This is a genomic window from Streptomyces gobitricini (assembly GCF_039532985.1).
Classification (GTDB): Bacteria; Actinomycetota; Actinomycetes; order Streptomycetales; family Streptomycetaceae; genus Streptomyces; species Streptomyces gobitricini.
In genome coordinates, this window is sequence record NZ_BAAASR010000020.1 from 163,359 (window position 1) to 179,683 (window position 16,325).

Annotated in this window: 11 protein-coding genes and 1 pseudogene; 8 read left to right on the top strand and 4 right to left on the bottom strand. The window is 72.1% G+C overall.

The window, feature by feature from the left end; translation table 11 throughout:
* Positions 1 to 31 precede the first annotated feature (31 nt).
* Entirely contained in the window at positions 32 to 1,111 is a 1,080-nt protein-coding gene (locus ABD347_RS19265; protein ID WP_344362909.1) for a WD40/YVTN/BNR-like repeat-containing protein, read from the bottom strand.
* A gap of 150 nt (positions 1,112 to 1,261) precedes the next feature.
* Between ABD347_RS19265 and ssgD the strand changes: the two genes are divergently transcribed.
* The 5 genes from ssgD (at position 1,262) to ABD347_RS19290 (ending at position 7,120) form a co-directional block, all read left to right on the top strand.
* On the top strand, positions 1,262 to 1,678 hold the full coding sequence (ssgD, locus tag ABD347_RS19270; protein WP_344362912.1) for a spore wall synthesis regulator SsgD: 417 nt from the start codon (positions 1,262 to 1,264) through the stop codon (positions 1,676 to 1,678).
* A 229-nt stretch (positions 1,679 to 1,907) separates the two neighbouring features.
* A complete protein-coding gene (locus tag ABD347_RS19275; RefSeq protein ID WP_344362915.1) occupies positions 1,908 to 3,542 on the top strand; it encodes an ABC-F family ATP-binding cassette domain-containing protein in 1,635 nt (544 codons plus the stop codon).
* Positions 3,543 to 3,853: 311 nt separating this feature from the next.
* A complete protein-coding gene (gene ddaH / locus ABD347_RS19280) occupies positions 3,854 to 4,630 on the top strand; it encodes a dimethylargininase (RefSeq protein WP_344362917.1) in 777 nt (258 codons plus the stop codon).
* Positions 4,631 to 4,747: 117 nt separating this feature from the next.
* Entirely contained in the window at positions 4,748 to 5,719 is a 972-nt protein-coding gene (locus ABD347_RS19285) for an acyl-ACP desaturase (RefSeq protein WP_344362920.1), read from the top strand.
* Positions 5,720 to 6,187: 468 nt separating this feature from the next.
* On the top strand, positions 6,188 to 7,120 hold the full coding sequence (locus ABD347_RS19290) for a chitosanase (protein ID WP_344362953.1): 933 nt from the start codon (positions 6,188 to 6,190) through the stop codon (positions 7,118 to 7,120).
* Between the two features lie 116 nt (positions 7,121 to 7,236).
* On the opposite strand, the gene ABD347_RS19295 is transcribed toward ABD347_RS19290, so the two are convergent.
* Both ABD347_RS19295 and ABD347_RS19300 read right to left on the bottom strand, forming a co-directional pair.
* The gene (locus ABD347_RS19295; RefSeq protein ID WP_344362922.1) at positions 7,237 to 7,485 is read right to left on the bottom strand and encodes a WhiB family transcriptional regulator; all 249 of its coding nucleotides are present in this window, start codon (positions 7,483 to 7,485) and stop codon (positions 7,237 to 7,239) included.
* A gap of 378 nt (positions 7,486 to 7,863) precedes the next feature.
* Positions 7,864 to 8,853 carry a multicopper oxidase domain-containing protein gene (locus tag ABD347_RS19300; RefSeq protein WP_344362924.1) on the bottom strand — a complete coding sequence of 330 codons (990 nt, stop codon included), beginning with the start codon at positions 8,851 to 8,853 and terminating at the stop codon, positions 7,864 to 7,866.
* 208 nt (positions 8,854 to 9,061) lie between these two features.
* Between ABD347_RS19300 and ABD347_RS19305 the strand changes: the two genes are divergently transcribed.
* Together ABD347_RS19305 and ABD347_RS19310 are read left to right on the top strand one after the other, a co-directional pair.
* Entirely contained in the window at positions 9,062 to 11,557 is a 2,496-nt protein-coding gene (locus ABD347_RS19305) for a ThuA domain-containing protein (RefSeq protein WP_344362926.1), read from the top strand.
* A gap of 47 nt (positions 11,558 to 11,604) precedes the next feature.
* Positions 11,605 to 13,766, top strand: a pseudogene (locus ABD347_RS19310) (OmpL47-type beta-barrel domain-containing protein).
* A gap of 216 nt (positions 13,767 to 13,982) precedes the next feature.
* On the opposite strand, the gene ligD reads toward ABD347_RS19310, so the two are convergent.
* Positions 13,983 to 14,993 carry a non-homologous end-joining DNA ligase gene (ligD, locus tag ABD347_RS19315; RefSeq protein WP_344362928.1) on the bottom strand — a complete coding sequence of 337 codons (1,011 nt, stop codon included), beginning with the start codon at positions 14,991 to 14,993 and terminating at the stop codon, positions 13,983 to 13,985.
* A 74-nt stretch (positions 14,994 to 15,067) separates the two neighbouring features.
* Between ligD and ABD347_RS19320 the strand changes: the two genes are divergently transcribed.
* On the top strand, positions 15,068 to 16,144 hold the full coding sequence (locus ABD347_RS19320) for an ATP-dependent DNA ligase (protein WP_344362930.1): 1,077 nt from the start codon (positions 15,068 to 15,070) through the stop codon (positions 16,142 to 16,144).
* The last annotated feature ends 181 nt before the right edge of the window (positions 16,145 to 16,325 follow it).

Below are 16,325 nucleotides of genomic sequence, written 5' to 3' on the forward strand. Positions count from 1 at the left end.
CGCGGCGGGCAGTCGGCGCCGGGGCCCCGGTTCACCGTTCCAGGCGGGCGACCCGGCCCTTCTCGCCCGCTGCCCAGCAGCCTCGGTCGGCGGCGCAGTCGACCGTGTCGTACGACCCGGTGTCGACGGTCCGCCAGGTGCGGCCGCCGTCCGTCGTCAGGTCCGTCCCGGTGGGGCCGACGGCGAGGGCGGCCGACCGGCTGTGCGGAAGCCAGGTCACGCCCGAGCGGTACGCGGGCGGTGGGGTGTGCGCCTGGCGCCACGTCCGCCCGCCGTCCCGGCTGACGGCTGCCGCCCGGGGCGACGGCTGCCCCGTCCGGTAGTCGCCTCCGACGGCGATGCCGTGCGCGCGGTCGCGGAAGGCCAGGGCGAAGACGCCGCGCGCCGGGTCGCCGGCCGGGACCGTCGATGCGGCGACCGTCCAGTTCAGGCCGCGATCGGAGGAGTGCAGCACGCGCGCGGTGGCGCCGCCGCCGGTGGCCAGCCACACGTCCTCGGGGCCGGAGCTGACCAGGCACTGGCCACTCGCCGCGAACGCGGCCTCTCCCGGCAGCGCCGCGGGCATGCCGGTGTCGGGCAGCACCTCCCAGGTGCGGCCGCCGTCCGCGGTCGACAGGACGCGGTACCGGCCGTCGACCGGGTCGCTCACGGCGAGACCGTGGCGGCGGTCGAAGAAGGTGACGCAGTCGTAGAAGGCCCGGGGGTCGGTGTTGCGGAACGACTCCGTCCAGCTGGCTCCGCCGTCGTCGGTGCGGAAGATGCGGGAGGCCTCCCCCTCGCCGATCGCCAGCACCACCGCGCGGCGGCCGTCGAACGCCTCCACGTCCCGGAACTCCAGCTCGCCCGCACCGGCAGGTGAAACGTTCCGCCAGGTCCGGCCGCCGTCCGGCGTACGCAGCACCGTGCCCCGGGAACCCGCCACCCAGGCGGTGGAACGGCTCACGGCCGCCAGCCCCCGGAAGCGCGCGTCCGTCCCCGTCGGCTTCAGCCCCCAGGCGGGCCCCTCGGTGCTCGGGGCGGCCTGGGCCGGGGCGGCGGTGAGCGCGGCCGCCAGCACCGCCCCGCACAGCCCCGCCGACACCGTTCGCATCGTCTTCCCCGTCGACGTCATGGCGCCGGAACGTAGTCCACCCCGGCGGGCGCGTCCAGACCGCCCCGGTGACGCAGGTCACACCACTCGCCAGTGCACGTGTCCACGGATTTCGTCGTCCTCCCTGGTGCAGGAGACGTACCGCCGCAGCCGTGTGTGAGGGAGCAGGCCTTGTCCACCGTCATCGAGCATCCCGTACGGGCCCGCCTGGTAGCGTCCGCGCCCCGCAGGGAAAGCGTCGCCGCCACACTGCGCTACGACCCCGAGAACCCCTTCGCCGTACAGATGACCTTCCCCGCGCCGGCCACCCTCGAAGGCATCGAGGTGGCCTGGGAGTTCGCCCGCGACCTGCTCGCCACGGGCCTCGACGAGCCGGCCGGGCTCGGTGACGTACGCGTACGGCCCTACGGATACGACCGTACGGTCGTGGAGTTCCACGCCCCCGAGGGTGTCGCGATGGTGCACATCCGCACCTGCGAGGTGCGCCGCTTCCTCCAGCGCGCCCGGCATCTGGTGCCGGACGGCCGCGAGCACGAGTTCCTGGACCTCGACCAGGACCTGACGGAGCTGCTGCGCGACGCCCGCTGAGCGGTCCGCCGGCCGGAAATTCCGTTGCGGCCCGGAAGCGGCCGGGCGTACCTTCGATCCCGCCCTTGTCGTCGTCGAACGGAGCAGGACGTTGCTCGTCTGAGGTCTCGAGACACCGTGTCGCACAGCCGCGTTCGGCGCTGTGCGCGCCACTGTGTGCGACCTCGGCCATGAGCCGTCCCGGTGTCTCACCCGTTGCCCCTTTTCCTTTCGCAACCGGGAGACCCGTATGTCTACCTTCCCCACCTTCATCACCTGCACCGACCTGTCGTTCTCCTGGCCGGACGGCACCGAGGTGCTGGACGGCTTCCAGCTCGCGGTAGGGCCCGGCAGGACCGGCCTGATCGGCCTCAACGGCTCCGGCAAGTCGACCCTGCTCAAGCTCATCGCGGGGGAACTCACCCCCACCGACGGCACGGTCCGCACGATGGGCGAGGTCGGCCATCTGCCTCAGAACGCGACGCTCGACACCACACTCCGCGTCGACCAGGCACTGGGTATCGCCGCCGCCCGTGCCGCGCTCCACGCCATCGAGGGCGGTGACCCGGGCGAGGAGCACTTCACGGCGATCGGCGACGACTGGGACGTCGAGGAGCGGGCGCGTGCCGCCCTCGACCAGCTAGGCCTCGGCCACATCGGCCTGGACCGCACCATCGGCGAGGTGTCGGGCGGCGAGTGCGTCCTGCTGCGGCTGGCCGCCCTGCTGCTGGCCCGCCCCGACGTGCTGCTGCTCGACGAGCCGACCAACAACCTCGACCTGCACGCCCGCCGGCGGCTGTACGCGGCCGTCGAAAACTGGTCCGGCGTCCTGGTCGTGGTCAGCCACGACCGTGAACTGCTGGAGCGGGTCGACCAGATCGCCGACCTCCGGGACGGCGAGGTGACCTGGTACGGCGGCACCTACTCGGCGTACGAGGAGGCGCTCGCCGCCGAACAGGAGGCGGCCGAGCGCATGGTGCGGGTCGCCGAGGCCGACGTACAGCGGCAGAAGCGCGAACTGGCCGACGCGCACGTGAAGTTGTCACGGCGCAAGCGGTACGGGCAGAAGATGTACGACACCAAACGGGAACCGCGCGCCGTGATGAAGCTCCGGAAGCGGGCGGCGCAGGAGTCAGCCGGCAAACACCGCACCATGCACGCCCAGAAGCTCGCCGAGGCCAAGGAACGGCTCGACGAGGCGGTGGACGCGGTACGGGACGACGACGAGATCCGCGTCGAGCTGCCGCACACCACCGTCCCACCGGGCCGGGGGGTACTGCTGCTGCGCGACCTGGAACTGCGGTACGGGGCGCGGGTCGGCGGCGAGTGGGAGCTTCGCGGCCCGGAGCGGGTCGCGCTCGTCGGGCGCAACGGCGCCGGCAAGACGACGCTGCTGCGCACGATCGCCGGCGAACTGGAGCCGGTGGCGGGCGAGGTGGAGACGCACGTCCCGCTGCGGTTCCTGCCGCAGCGGCTCGACGTCCTCGACGACGACCTGAGCGTGGTGGAGAACGTCGCCCGGTTCGCGCCCGAGGCGACCGCCAACCGGATCCGGGCGCGGCTGGCCCGCTTCCTGTTCCGGGGGGCGCGGGCCGACCAGCGGGCGGGGACCCTGTCGGGCGGCGAGCGGTTCCGGGCGGCGCTGGCCGCGCTGTTGCTGGCCGAACCGGCGCCGCAGCTGCTGATGCTGGACGAACCGACGAACAACCTCGACATGGCGAGCGTCCGGAAGCTCACCGAGGCGCTCGACGCGTACGAGGGGGCTCTGATCGTGGCCAGTCACGACGTGGCGTTCCTCGAGTCCATCGGCATCACCCGCTGGCTGCTGCTGGAGGACGGCGAGCTGCGTCCGACGACGGCGGACGAGGTGCTGTCGAACCGGTGACGGGCGCCGGTGTCCGCTGGCCGGGGGGCCGACGGCCGTGACGGGCGCCGGTGTCCGCTGCCGACCGGGGGGCCGACGGCCGTGACGGGGGCTGCCGGGCCGGGCAGGCCGCCGTTCGCCCGGGGCTGTTCGCGTCCGCGCACCCCGAGGCGGTCGTCGTGGGCCGGGGCGCGGCGCCGGCTCCGTCGCCGTCCGCCCCGGCGCGTGCCTGCCGTGCACGGCCGCACGCGCGCGACGGGCCGTGCCGGGCCGGGAATGGCCTGCGGCCGATGGGGGTAGGCGTGGGCGGTCCCCGACTTCCGGAGGCTGCCGTGCCCAGCAGAAGAGCCCTGGTCCGCCGCCCGAGCCCGCGCCTCGCCGAGGGCCTGGTCACGCACGTCGAGCGAACCCCTGTCGACCCCGCGTCGGCCCTCGGCCAGTGGGAGCGGTACGTCGGCGCCCTGCGTGAGCACGGCTGGGACACCGTGGAGGTCGAGCCGGCCGACGACTGCCCGGACGGGGTCTTCGTCGAGGACGCCGTGGTGATGTTCCGGGACGTGGCGCTCGTCTGCCGGCCCGGTGCCCCCTCCCGCCGCCCCGAGGTCGCCGCCGTTGAGGAGGCGGTGACGCGGCTGGGCTGTTCGGTGCGCCGGGTGCGGAAGCCGGGCACGCTCGACGGGGGTGACGTGCTCAAGGTCGGCGACACGGTGTACGTCGGGCTGGGCGGGCGGACGAACGCGGAGGGCGTGGCTCAGCTGCGGGCGGCCTTCGAGCCGCTGGGCGCGCGTGTCGTCCGCGTACCGGTCAGCAGGGTGCTGCACCTGAAGTCGGCGGTCACGGCGTTGCCGGACGGCACGGTGATCGGGTACGAGCCCCTGGTGGAGGCGGTCTCCCTCTTCCCGCGCTTCCGGCCGGTGCCGGAGGAGTCCGGCGCGCACGTGGTGCTGCTGGGCGGCGGGAAGCTGCTGATGGCGGCGAGCGCGCCGAGGTCGGCGGAGCTGTTAACGGACCTCGGGTACGAGCCGGTCGTCGTCGACATCGGCGAGTTCGAGAAGCTCGAAGGGTGCGTGACCTGCCTCTCCGTACGCCTCCGTGGCCTCCGCACATAACGGAACGTAAGCCTCCATCCGAGGACCCGGGCTTGGCTCAGGCTTACAGCCCCCTTAACCTACGGTCTCGTAACCTACGAAGCCGTAAGTAATTCTCCCGTCCCCAGGAGCACCCGTATGACCCTCACCTCTCCCCACCTCGGCAGTTCGGAAGCGTGGACCGACGCCCGGCTGCTGTACGCCCTGGAGGAGGTGGTCGAGAAGGAGCTCAACCGCCATCTCAAGGTCGTCAAGGACTGGATGCCGCACGAGTACGTCCCGTGGTCGGACGGCCGCAACTTCCCCGGCCTCTTCGAGGACGGCGAAGCCTGGGAGCCGCAGCAGTCCAAGGTCACCGACATCGGCAAGATCGCGCTCGTCGTCAACCTGCTGACCGAGGACAACCTGCCCAGCTACCACCACGAGATCGCCACGCTCTTCGGGCGGGACGGCGCGTGGGGCACCTGGGTGCACCGCTGGACCGCCGAGGAGGGCCGGCACGGCATCGTGATGCGCGACTACCTGCTCGCCTCGCGCGCCGTGGACCCGGACAAGCTGGAGCAGTTCCGGATGTCCCACATGAGTGAGGGCTTCGAGTCGGACAACCGCCACTCGATGCTGCACTCGGTGGCGTACGTCGCCTTCCAGGAGCTCGCGACCCGCATCTCGCACCGCAACACCGGCCACCAGTCGGGCGACCCGGTCTGCGACCGCATGCTGGCGCGCATCGCGACCGACGAGAACCTGCACATGGTCTTCTACCGGAACCTGCTGGGCGCGGCCTTCGAGCTCGCCCCGGATCTGACGATGCAGGCGGTACGCGACGTGGTGGTGAACTTCCGCATGCCGGGCCACGGCATGCCGGGGTTCGAGCGGGCGGCGGCGCAGATGGCGATCGGCGAGATCTACAACATGCGCATCCACCACGACGACGTGCTGCAGCCGGTGCTGCGCTTCCTGAAGGTGCTGGAGATCGACGGGCTGGGCCCGGAGGGTCTGAAGGCGCAGGAGGAACTCGGCCTCTACATGCACGGGCTGGACACCGAGGCGTCCAAGTTCGACGAGAAGCTCGCCGCCCGAAAGGCCCGCATGGCGGCTCGGGGCCGCTGACCCCCCGGCGCCGCGGCCGCCGGCCCCCGAGCCGAGCCCCGGCACCTGCCCGGACCGGCGCCCTGCGTCGTACGGCCACCAGGCCGGACGGCGCCCCGCCCGGTCCGGCGCCCGGTGCCACGGCCCCGCTCGCGGGGCGGCGCCTGAGGTTGTGCGTCCCCCTCGTGGGGCGGCGCCCGGCGTTGTGCGGCTCTCCCGCCCGGGCGGTGGCCCCGACCCGGCCGGAGCGGTACCGCCGGGACGGCGAACGGGCCGTGTGCCAGGGGTACGGGCCACGGCACTCGGCCCGTGCCCCCGAACGCCCGCGCGCGCGAGGGCGCCCGGCGCTGTGCGGCTGGTGGCCGCCCCGTGGGCGGCGCCGCGCGGGGCCTTGGTGCTCGCCGCGCGCGGGGCCTTGGCGCTCGGCGGGGGCACCCCGCGCTCACAGGAGGCTTGCGGGCGCGTCGTACGCTGTGGCGCGTGAAGCCTGTGACCCGCTTTTTCCTGATCGGCGCTCCCGTAGCCGTCGCCGCCGCCGTCATATTCGGCGGAGGCGACGGTTCCGTGCGCCCTGCCGACGCCGCCGACGTAAGCCCCCTGCCGCAGGCGACCCCCTCGGGGGACCCGCTCAAGGCGGGCACCGTGGACGAGCGGAAGGCCCTGGAGGCACGCATCGCCAAGATGCCGCCCGGTCTCGCCGCCCCCGGCAAGAAGGAGATCGCCGCCCGGCTGGTGGCCAGTGCCGACAACTCGACCCTCGACTGGCGCGGCGAGTACGACGACATCGAGGACATCGGTGACGGCAACGGCTACACCGCCGGTGTCATCGGCTTCTGCTCCGGCACCAACGACATGCTCCAGCTCGTCGAGTACTACACCGAGGAACACCCGGACAACCCGCTGGCCGAGTACCTCCCGGCGCTGCGCGAGGTCGACGGCACCGACTCGCACGAGGGCCTCGACCCGGGATTCACCGGCGCCTGGAAGAAGGCCGCCGAGGACCCCGCCTTCCGCGAGGCGCAGGACGTGATCCGCGACCGCATCTACTTCGACCCGGCCGTGCGGCTGGCGAAGATGGACGGACTGTCCACGCTCGGCCAGTTCATCTACTACGACGCGATGGTGCTGCACGGCCCGGGCGTGGGGCCCGACGAGTTCTACGGCATCCGCGCCACGGCGATGAAGAAGGCCGACACCGCTGCGGCGGGCGGCGACGAGAAGGCGTACCTCAACGCCTTCCTGGACGCGAGCCGCGCCGTGATACAGGCCCAGAAGACGGAACGGGAGCGGGACACGTCCCGTATCGACACGGCCCAGCGGGTGTTCCTGCGGGACGGGAACATGGACCTCGCGGTGCCGCTGACGTGGCAGACGTACGGGGAGACGTTCCGGATCACCACGCAGCCGGACGGTAGGCCTTGAGGAACACCCCGGCGACCGGCGCGCCCGCCTCGCCCCGCACGATCGGGTCGTAGGCGCGGGCGGCACCGTCCGCGGTCGTCCCGGCCGTTGCGGCTGTTCCGGTCGTCCCGGGTGGCTCAGCGTCCCTGCCGCCTGAGCGCGTACCGTTCCTTCTCCGACAGCCCGCCCCAGACCCCGAAGCGCTCGTCGTGCGTGAGGGCGTACTCGAGGCAGGCGTCGCGGCCGTCACAGGCGGCGCAGAGGCGCTTGGCCTCGCGGGTGGAGGAGCCCGGGTCCGGGAAGAAGAAGTCGGGGCCCGTCTGGGCGCACAGGGCGGCTTCCTGCCAGGAGAGCTCGTCGGTGGGAGCAGTGCGGTTGATCGGCATGCCGCCCACGCTGCCCGGCCCCGATAAACGGCACGTCAATGAACGATCAACGGCACCGGCTGCGGGGGCAGGCCGGTTCGCTCCGTAAGCATGGGCCTCCGTGCCGTGATCGGCAAGGGGTTCCCCCGGCCCGGGGGTGTCGCGGCCCGTCGGGCCGTGTGGGCGGACGGGGCTTCGGGCGGTGGGCGGTTACGAGGGTTCAGAGGGGGCGCCCCACGCGGCCGGTGGCAGGGCTGCTCCGCCGGCGCACTGGTGAGCAGCGTCACCGTCGTCCGCCCGACGAGGAGGACCTGGGTGCCGGTGCCGCGGGGCCGGGGTACGGGGAGGTGACTCGGTGCCGAGCGCCGGCCCGTGGAGGGCCATGGCGGCGGCCGGCGCTCAGTGGGCGTGGGCGCCGTCGGTGGACGCCACCGGATGGTGCGGCTCGTACCCGGGGATGGTGCCGTCCGGCTTGGCCACCAGGAGAAGGCCGGCCATCCCCATGTCGGAGTGGCTCTGCACGTGGCAGTGGTACATCCACGCGCCGGCGCCCACGTGTTCACCCGCGATGATCTGGAAGCCGAACGAGTCGGCAGGGCCGGTGATCTTGTTGTCGACGACCCGGCTGGGATCGTCGGGGCCGGTGAGCAGACCGGTGCGGTTGTCGGCCCACCGGTGACCGTGGATGTGGAACGTGTGGTAGTACTCGCCGTGCGTGATCATGATGATCTCGACCCGCTCCCCCACGGTGGCCCGGAAGTCGGGGCTGCGGTGGCCGGGCTCGTTGTTGATCGTCATGTCGTTGAAGACGATCGTGAACTGCTTGTCGGGCAGGATGTCGCCCTTGCGGCGCACCACGACCGGGCCGTACAGCCCCTTGCGGATACCTCCCGTGCCGTGGTCCGTGCCCACGACGTGGTCGTGGTAGTGCCAGTAGCCCGCGCTGCCGGCGCGCCATGTGCCGTCCCCACGGCGGCCGGGGGCGTGGGTGCGCCAGGTGTAGGTGCGGGTGCCGCCGGGCTCCACATGACTGCGGTTCATCCTCGTGCCGTCGCTCGCCACGTCGTAGTCCACGCCGTGGACGTGGAGGCTGGCGGGCACGTCCATGGTGTTCTCGAACTCGATGTGGAGCGTGTCCCCCTCGTTCAGTTCGATGAGCGGCCCGGGGACGGTCGCCCCGCCCTTCTGGAGCCCGTAGCCCATCCGGCCGTCCGCCAGTTTCTCGGCGTACAGCCTGAGATGACGCACCCGGCCGCCCGCCGGGGCGGTGGGCGGCGGCGTCTCGGCCGATACGGCACCGGGCGCGGAGGCCACGGACAACGATGTCACGCCGGTCGCGGCAACCGCTCCCCCGGCGAGCAGCCGCCGGTTGAAGCTCCGTCTGTCCATGCCGAACTCCCCAGTGCGGTGCGGAGGATGACGGGGCGAAGCGCCCCCGGACGGGCACACCGTAACCGGGTGGACCATGGTTCATCCACACCCAGGACAAAGTTCGCCGGATTGTCGCCGGGCTATTGGCGAGCCACGGAAAGAGGGCTAGCTTCATCGTCGTTCGCTGCGACCACAGAGCTGTGACCACACAGGGGTGGGTGAACACATGCACCGTGCACCACATCACCGGTCGAGATCCCGCCGCCGAGCGGCGGCAGCACTCGGCGCGGGCGCCCTGGCGGCCTCCCTGCTCAGCGGTACGGCGGCCACCGCCGTACCCAACCCCGGTGAGCCCGGGCCGAGCAGCCGGACAACGTTGTCTCTCCCGTCTCCGCCCGGCGGGGCCCAGGTACGGGTGCTGGTTTTCCACGCCTCGACGACGGCCGAGTCGCCGACCGTCGACGCCGGTATCGCGGCGGTCGAAGCGATCGGCCACTCGGGCCCGGTGGCCCACCGGTTCCGCACCGAGGCCACGGACGACGCCTCGGTCTTCACCGACGCCCGCAAGCTCGGCCGGTACAACGCGATCGTGTTCCTGACCGGCGGCGGCGACGTGCTCGACCCCGAGCAGGAGGCGGGCCTGGAGGCGTACATCGAGGCGGGCGGCGGTTTCCTCGGCATCCACGACGCGGCGCGCACCGAGCCGTACTCGGACTGGTTCACCGGCCTGGTCGGCGCCCGCCCGGCCGCGAACAGCCCGACCGCCGTGCAGCGCGCCACCGTCGAGGTGGGCGACCGGCGGCATCCGGCCACCCAGAAGCTTCCGCTGAACTGGAAGCGCCCGGACAAGTGGCTCAACTGGACGGTCAACCCTTCGGGTGCCGTCCACACGGTCGCCCGCGTCAAGGAGAGCACCTACAAGCCGGGGCCGAGTGCCAACGGCTGGGACCACCCGGTCTCCTGGTGCCGGGACTACGACGGCGGCCGCTCCTTCTACACCGGCATGGGCGGCACGGCCGACTCGTTCGCCGAGACCGACTTCCGCGAGCACCTGCGCGGCGCCCTGCTCTGGACGACCCGGCTCTCCCGCGCCGACTGCAAGGCCACCATCGACGCCCACTACACCGCGGAGCGGGTCACCCGGCCCAACCGGCCGGGCCACAACGACCAGATCGGCGAGCCGCACGGCCTGGTGGCCGCCCCCGACGGCCGCGTCCTCTACATCGGGCGCGGCGGCGCCGACCCCTCCCGGCCGGTGGTGACCGACTGGGACGACCCGGACATCGGCAAGGGCACGGGTGAAGTCCACGTCTACGACCCGAGGACGGGGGACGTGCGACTGGCGGGCGAGCTCACCGTCTTCGGCAACAAGGGCGGCGGTGACGAGCTGACCAAGAACGAGGAGGGGCTCCTCGGCATCGAGCTCGACCCGGACTTCATGGCCAACGGCTGGGTGTACCTGCATTACACACCGCACTCACGGATCAACCGCGACACGCACATGGCGGAGCGGTACGTCTCCCGGTTCACCCTCGACCCCGCCACGGACAAGCTGGACCCGGCGAGCGAGAAGGTGCTGCTCAAGTGGCCCGTGCAGATCCACAGTTGCTGCCACGCGGGCGGCGGCATGGCATGGGACTCCGAGGAGAACCTGTACATCGCCACCGGTGACAACAACTCGAGCGGCTTCAGCTCGGGGTACTCGGGCAATAATCCGGAGCCGAACTTCAAAGGCGTCCCGTTCGCCGACGCCCGCCGTACGTCGGGCAACACCAACAACCTCAACGGCAAGATCCTCCGTATCCACCCGGAGGACGACGGCACGTACACGATCCCCGAGGGCAACCTCTTCACCGGCGCGGAACCGGACGAAGGCGGTGGCAGGACCCGGGGCGAGATCTATGTGATGGGCGTGCGCAACCCGGCCCGGATCTTCGTCGACAAGCGGACGGACATCCTGTACGCGGGGTGGGTCGGCCCCGACGCCGGCGCCCCGTCCACCACCTGGGGCCCGGCCAAGTACGACACCTTCGCCGCGATCACCAAGGCGGGCAACCACGGCTGGCCGTACTGCATGGGCAACAACCAGCCGTACCGGGACCGCAACCTCCCGGACCCGAGCAAGCCGCTGGGCTGGTACGACTGCGCCGAGCCGAAGAACGAGTCGCCCCACAACGACGGTCTGGTGAACCTGCCCCCGGTGACGCCGAACACCATCTGGTACTCGCCGCAGGGCGGCGGCGTGGACTACCCGCGTGACGCCGACGGCGTCCCCAGCTACAGGACGGACGAGCAGAAGCTGCTGCTGCCGTGGCTGAAGGGCGGCGGCCAGGCGACCATGAACGGGCCGGTGTACCGGTACGACGCGGCGTCCGACAGCACGGTCAAATGGCCCTCGTACTGGGACGGGAAGTGGTTCGTCGGTGACTTCTACGACGGGGACCAGCCGCGGCACGCCGTACTGACCGACCCCAGGACGGTCGGCAAGGGCGGCCTGCCGGTGCACGCCGAGTCCCTGAAGAAGATCATCCCGGTGGGGGCGGACGGCATCCGCAACCTGATGGACTGGAAGTTCGCGCCGGACGGTTCGCTCTACGTCCTGGACTACGGGCGCGGCTTCTTCACCTCCGACGCCAAGTCGGCGCTGTGGCGTGTGACGTACCACGGCGGCGAGCCGACGCCCGCCGCCGACGGACTCGCGAGGAAGGCGGCCGCACGGTGAGACACCGCTCCCTCCTGCTGTGGACGGCCCTGGCCGGGGCGCTGCTGATGGCGCTCGGCCTGACGCCGAACGCCGCGCACGGACGACCCGGCAGCGGGCCGGCGACCGCGGCGGAACAGGTGCTGACCTGGACCGCCGGCGACCCCATCGACCGCTACCTGACCTTCCCGGCCACCGCGGTGGCGGGCCCGGCCACGATCGTCTTCGAGAACAGCACGGCCACCGGGAACACCACCGGGATGCCGCACACCCTGACGTTCGACGTCTCGGACCCGGAGTACAACAACGACGTCCGGCTGAACATCCTGGCCAATCCCAACGACGACCAGGGCGGCAGGCACACCGCCCAGGTGACCCTGACACCCGGCCGGTACCGCTTCTACTGCACGATCCCCGGCCACGGCTCGATGCAGGGCGTCCTCACCGTGACGGAGGGAGGCGGCGGCGAGGACACCACGGCGCCGGAGACCTCCGCGAAGGTCGAGGGTGAGCGGAACGCGGACGGCGCGTACGTCGGTCACGCCAACGTCACGGTGTCGGCGAGCGACACCGGGGGGTCGGGCGTGGAACGGATCGAGTACGCGCTCGGCGCGGACGGCGCCTGGCAGGCGTACACCGCCCCGGTGATGGTCCACCAGGTGGGCGCCCACAGGTTCCGCCACCGGGCCACCGACAGGGCGGGCAACACATCGGCCGAGAAGGCCGTGGACTTCACCGTGGCCGCGCCGCCGACGGACGACACGACACCGCCGGAGACGTCGGCGACCGTCAGCGGGGAGAGGAACGACCAGGGCGAGTACCTGGACATGGCGACGGTCACCGTGAGCGCGTCCGACACCGGATCGGGCGTCAACACCATCGAGTACGCCATCGGTGACGACGGCGCCTGGCAGACCTACACCGCCCCGGTGATGGTCCACCAGGTGGGCACCCACACGGTCCGCTACCGGGCGACGGACCGGGCGGGCAACGTGGCGGCCGGGAAGTCGCTGCGGTTCACGGTGGTCGCCCCACCGGCGCGGGACACCACCCCGCCGGACACCACGGCCACCGTGACCGGGGCCAGGAACTCGGACGGGGCGTTCCTCATCAGCGCCACGGTGACGGTCGCCGCGACCGACACCGGCGGCTCGGGTGTGGACAGGGTCGAGTACTCGCTGGACGGCGGGCCGTACCTGGCCTACACCGCTCCGGTGGTGGTGGACCGGATGGGCCACCACACGGTGCTCCACCGGGCGACCGACAGGGCGGGCAACACGTCGGCGGCCGGGCGGGTCTCCTTCGACGTCGCGGAGGGCGGCGGCGTGCCGGCGCCCGGTTGCCCGGAGTACGACGAGCGGCTCACCGTCATCGTCGGCACGGTCGACAGCGGCGTGCCCAACCGGATGACACGCGACCGGTGCACGATCAACGAGCTGATCGAGGACGAGAAGGACTGGTCGTCGCAGGCGCTGTTCCTCAAGCACGTGGACGCGGTCCTCGACCGGCTGCTCACCGACGGGGTCGTCGACGCGCGCGAGCACCGGGCGGTCCTCCGCGCGGCCAGGGAGTCCGGCATCGGCAAGCCGGGCCAGACCAGCGGCTACCGCACCCTGTTCGACGGCTCGCCGGAGACCTTCGCGAAGTGGCAGCACGTCGGCGGCGGCAGGTTCGCCCTCAACGGCGACGGCTCGATGACCAGCAGCACCACGGTCCCGGGCATGGGCATGCTGTGGTTCCCGCAGCGGCGTTACGGGGACTTCTCGCTGAAGCTGCGGTGGCGCGACGACGCCCCGGGCACCGGCAACGCCAACTCCGGCGTCTTCGTCCGCTTCCCGGACGTCCACGACCACCCGGAGGAACCGCGTCCGGAGTGGGTCGCCATCAAGTTCGGTCACGAGGTCCAGGTGCTGGACCGGCCGGACGGCGACATGTACAAGACGGGTTCGGTCTACGGGTTCGACCGGGTGGGCCTCGGCGGCGCGGGGGTCACCCCGAAGGGCACCTGGAACGACTACGAGGTCCGGGTGGAGGGCCAGCACTACTCGGTGTCCGCAACGGTGTCCTGATCAACGAGTTCGACAACAACGGCGGCCAGGAGTTCTCCCCGCCGCGCGCCGACGACCCGGGCACGGACGGGCGGCGGTACGCCACCGGCCACATAGGGCTCCAGGTCCACGGCACGACGGACGTCATCTCCTACCGCGACATCCGGATCAAGGAGCTGTGACCGCCGGCCGGTACGTGTCCGTGCCGGTCCTGGCCCCGCGCCGGGACCGGCACGGTCAGGCCGCGTCGGCGGCTGATCCGTCGCGCGGCATTCGGCCAGGCCCGGCGGTTTTGTGCCAATCCTCGGCAACCCGCCGCCACGGCTCATGACCGCCACGGCTCATGACCGCCACGGCCCTCGCCGTCCGGGGCCCGAGCACGTTCGGGCGGACAGGTCCTAGCCGGTCTTCTTGGCGCGGCTCGGCTGCACCCGCTTCGGCTCACCCGGCATCTTCGGGTAGTCCGGCGGGTACGGCAGGTCCGCCATGCCGTGGTCGCGCTCGTCCCGGGCGGCCAGCTCCAGCAGGCTGTCCAGGCCGAAGGCGTGGTCGTCCATGTCCGCGTGGACGTCGCCGTGGTCGGCGTACCGCACGGGCATGGTCGCCAGGTCGAAGTCACGGGGGTCGACGTCGTCCAGTTCGTCCCAGCGGAGGGGGGCGGACACCGGGGCGTGCGGCTTGGGGCGGATCGAATAGGCCGACGCGATGGTCCGGTCGCGGGCCGTCTGGTTGTAGTCGACGAAGATCTTCTCGCCGCGCTCCTCCTTCCACCAGGCGGTGGTGACCCGGCCGGTCATGCGCCGTTCCAGTTCACGGCCGACGGCGATGGCGGCGCGGCGGACGCGGGTGAAGTCCCAGCGGGGCTCGATCGGTACGTAGACGTGGAGGCCGCGGCCGCCGGACGTCTTGGGCCAGCCCCGCAGCCCGTGCTCGTCGAGCAGGGCGTGCAGCTCGTGCGCGGCGGCCACCGCCTCGGCGAAGCCGGTGCCGGGCTGCGGGTCGAGGTCGATGCGCAGCTCGTCGGGGTGGTCGGTGCGGTCGCCGCGGACCGGCCATGGGTGGAAGGTGAGAGTGCCGAGATTGGCGGCCCAGATGACGGCGGCGATCTCGGTGGGGCGGATCTCGTCGGCGAAGCGGCCGCTCGGGAAGGTGATGTGGGCCGTGGGGATCCAGTCGGGGAGGTTCTTGGGCGCCCGCTTCTGGAAGAAGGACTCGCCCTCGACGCCGTCGACGTAGCGCTCCAGGGTCGTCGGGCGGTCGCGCAGCGCCCGTGTGATGCCCTCGCGCACGGCGAGGTAGTAGCGCGCCACGTCCAGCTTGGTGAAGCCGCGCTCCGGGAAGTAGATCTTGTCCGGGTTGGACAGGCGTACGGTCCGCCCGCCGGCCTCCAGCTCCACCGCGTTTCCCATAGGCGTCACAGTAGGGCGCCCCAGCAGACCTCGCATATCGGGCGTATCGGCGGCATGTCGGGCAGAATCTAGCCATGGACCTGCCGGTGATGCCACCCGTGAAGCCGATGCTGGCCAAGTCCGTGAAAAAGATCCCGCCCGGCATGCGGTACGAGGCCAAGTGGGACGGCTTCCGGGCCATCGTCCACCGGGACGGCCCCGAGCTGGTGATCGGCAGCCGCACCGGCAAGCCCCTCACCCGGTACTTCCCCGAGCTGGTCACCGCCCTGCCGCCCAGGCTCCCGGAGCGCTGTGTCGTCGACGGCGAGATCGTGATCGCCCATGAGGGGCGGCTGGACTTCGACCGGCTCACCGAACGCATCCACCCCGCCGCCTCCCGCGTCGCGATGCTCTCCGAACGCACCCCCGCGCGCTTCATCGCCTTCGACGTGCTGGCTCTCGGCGACCGGTCGCTGATGGACAGACCGCTCGTCGAGCGCACGGCGGCACTGGAGGAGGCGCTGCACGGCGTCGACGCCCCCGTCCACCTGGCACCCTCCACCACCGACATCGACGTGGCGCGCCACTGGTTCGAGCAGTACGAGGGCGCGGGCCTCGACGGCGTGATCGCCAAGCCGCTGGACCTGCCCTACCGCCCCGACGCACGGCTCATGTACAAGATCAAGCACGAGCGGACCGCCGATGTCGTCGTGGCCGGCTACCGCTTCCACAAGAGCGGCCCGGTCGTCGGTTCCCTGCTCCTCGGCCTGTACGACGACGAGGGCGCGCTCCAGCACGTCGGCGTCTGCGCCGCGTTCACCGCGAAGCGGCGCGCGGAGCTCATCGACGAACTGGAGCCGCTGCGCATGGACCCGCCGGACGGTCACCCGTGGGCCGCCTGGACGGACGAAGCGGCCCACGAGACCGCCCGGCTGCCCGGCGCGCCGAGCCGCTGGTCCGGCAAGAAGGACCTGTCGTGGGTGGCGCTCCGTCCCGAGCTGGTGTGCGAGGTGGGGTACGACCACATGGAGGGCAGCCGCTTCCGGCACACGGCCCAGTTCCGCCGGTGGCGGCCGGACCGTACGCCGGAGAGCTGCGGGTACGGGCAGTTGGAGGAGCCCGTCTCGTACGACCTCGGTGAGGTGCTGTCAGGAGGCGGGGTCGGGGGCTGAGCAGGGTCCGTCGCCGGGAGTGCCGGGTGGACCAGGAGCCCGGTCCGGGGTCGCGGTCGGGTCCGGGGTCGGGTCCGGCGAGGGCGTGCCGGTCGGCACGGGGGGCGGCGGCGGGCAGGTGGGATCCGGCGACGGCTCCGTGGGGGACGGAGTGGGCGTGGGTGTTGGGGCGGGGGTGGGG